Origin of the sequence: Halomonas sp. 707D4 (assembly GCF_024158685.1) — a bacterium.
Taxonomy (GTDB): Bacteria; Pseudomonadota; Gammaproteobacteria; order Pseudomonadales; family Halomonadaceae; genus Vreelandella.
Genome location: NZ_JAMZBD010000522.1, coordinates 1 through 2,080, shown reverse-complemented (window position 1 = coordinate 2,080; position 2,080 = coordinate 1). Strand labels below are relative to the sequence as shown.

2 protein-coding genes are annotated in these 2,080 nt (G+C 69.0%); both read right to left on the bottom strand.

Annotation, left to right across the window (positions count from 1 at the left end; translation table 11 throughout):
- Positions 1 to 391: nicotinate-nucleotide--dimethylbenzimidazole phosphoribosyltransferase (locus tag BIS11_RS16090; protein ID WP_253586533.1), on the bottom strand; the 391-nt coding region annotated here is incomplete at its 3' end.
- A 119-nt stretch (positions 392 to 510) separates the two neighbouring features.
- Entirely contained in the window at positions 511 to 1,968 is a 1,458-nt protein-coding gene (locus BIS11_RS16085; protein WP_253425042.1) for an efflux transporter outer membrane subunit, read from the bottom strand.
- Positions 1,969 to 2,080: the final 112 nt, after the last annotated feature.

Here is a 2,080-nt window from a genome sequence, read left to right as displayed (position 1 = left end):
TGCCGGCGCGCACCTTGGCATCGATCACGCCGGGGGCGCGAACCCCGCCTGCCACGCCCACGTCGACCACTTCCATGCGCGCGCCGACTTGACGCGCGAAGGCGTTGATCGCCGCACCGCCGCGGGCGAAGTTGGCCACCATCTGCGCGGTCACTTCCTGGGGAAAGGCGGAGACGCCCTCCTCGGCCACGCCGTGGTCCGCGGCGAAGACGATCACGCCGGGCGGGTCGACCCGGGGCGCCAGGGTATGGCCGATCTGGCACAGCGAGACGGCCAGCGCCTCGAGGCGGCCCAGGCTGCCCTGGGGTTTGGTGAGGGTATCGAGGTAGGCTTGCGCCCGCTTTCCCATCCGGAAATCGACGGGTTCGATGCGAGCGATGACGTCGTGCATGGCGGCTCCGGCGGGCAGCGGGAAAACAAGCGGTTAAGTAGCTTTGTTAAGTAGCTTCGGATAGTAACAGAGCTTTACCGGCTTGGCTCTCGGCTGCGCGATTTCGCCGCCTTGCGCTGCTAGCGCGCCGCCACTGCGCGCTCCTCCCAGCCGCCGCCCAGCGCCTTGAACAGGGTCGCCAGCGCCGTCAGCCGCTCGTTTTGTACCGCGGCCCGGTCGAGGCGGGCGGAGAGCAGCGAGCGTTCGGCATCCAGGCGCTCGAGCATGCTGCTCTGGCCCTGGTCGTAGGTCAGCACGGCCAGGTCGCGCGCCCGCTCGATCGCCGCAAGCTGCGCCTCCACGGCCTCGATGCGCTGCTCGCTCAGGGTGTAGTTGTTGAGCGCATCGCGCACTTCGTTGAAGGCGGTGAGCACCGTCAGCCGGTACTGGGCCTCGGCCTGCTCCACCTGGGCCTGGGCGCTTTCGACGTTGGCGCGGGTGCGACCGAAGTCCAGCAGCGGGCCGACGATCGAGGCGCCCAGCCCCCAGGCGCGGGCGTTGTCGGTGAACAGGTCGCTCGAGTTCGCGGCGACACTGGCGATCGAGGCGTTGAGGTTGAGCGACGGCAGCCGCGCTGCCTCGGCCACGCCCACCTGGGCGTTGGCGGCGATCAGCGTCGCCTCGGCGGCGCGAACGTCCGGGCGGCGCTGCAGGAGCTCCGAGGGTAGAAGGCCCGGCAGGCGACGGGGCTCGGCGATCTCGGTGAGGGCGGTATCGCCGTAGTCGAGGGTCGCCATCAGCTCGCGCGGGGTCATGCCGACCAATATCGCCAGCGCCCCCTTGAGGGTTTGCACCTGGCGGGTGACCTGGGGCAGCTCGCTTTTCACCCCGCGCCACTCGGCCTCGGCTTGGCGAAAGGCGAGCTCGCTGATGTCGCCGACGTCGAAACGCAGCTTCTGCAGGCGGTAGGTTTCCTGGTAGGTGGTCTCGGTCTGTTCGAGGATGCGCTGCTGGGCCTCGGCGCTCTTGAGATCGAAATAGGTGGTGACCACGTCGGCGATCACGCCGATCTCGGCGGCGTCCCGGGCGAACACGCTTTCGTTGAAGGTGGCCAGCGCCGCCTCGCGCTGACGAGCGAGCCGCCCCCACAGGTCCAGCTCGTACTCGAGGCTGCCCGCCAGCGAGAACTGGTCGTTGGTCGAGGTGAGCAGGTCCTGTACCGGATCGATGTCGATGGGAATCGACGCGCCCGGGGTGCGTTCGCGGTTGGCCTCGAGCTGGTAGCCGATGCTCGGGTAGCGCTCGGCGTCGGCGAAACCGAGCTGGGCACGCGCCTGACGAATGCGCCCGAACTGCACGGCGAGCTCCAGGTTGTCGTCGGTGGCGCGCTCGACCAGGGCATCGAGATGCGGGTCCTGGAACTGGCGCCACCAGTGGCGCCAGGCCTGGCGCTCGGCGCCGCTGAGCGTGACCTGGGCGGGCAAGGTGTCCGGCAGCGCGAGCGCCGGGCGCTGATAGTCCGGCCCCACGGCGCAGCCGCTCAGAAAAACCGCGCAGGCCAGGCCGAGAAGGCGGCGCGGGTTACGTCCCTTGTACATCGATGCTCCTTGTCTGCCCGGGCGAGGTCTCGGCGCGCGGCGATTGCGAGGCGACCCCGGGCGATTTTAAACGACTGTTCGTCACATTCCCGGCTACCTACTATAGTAGGTA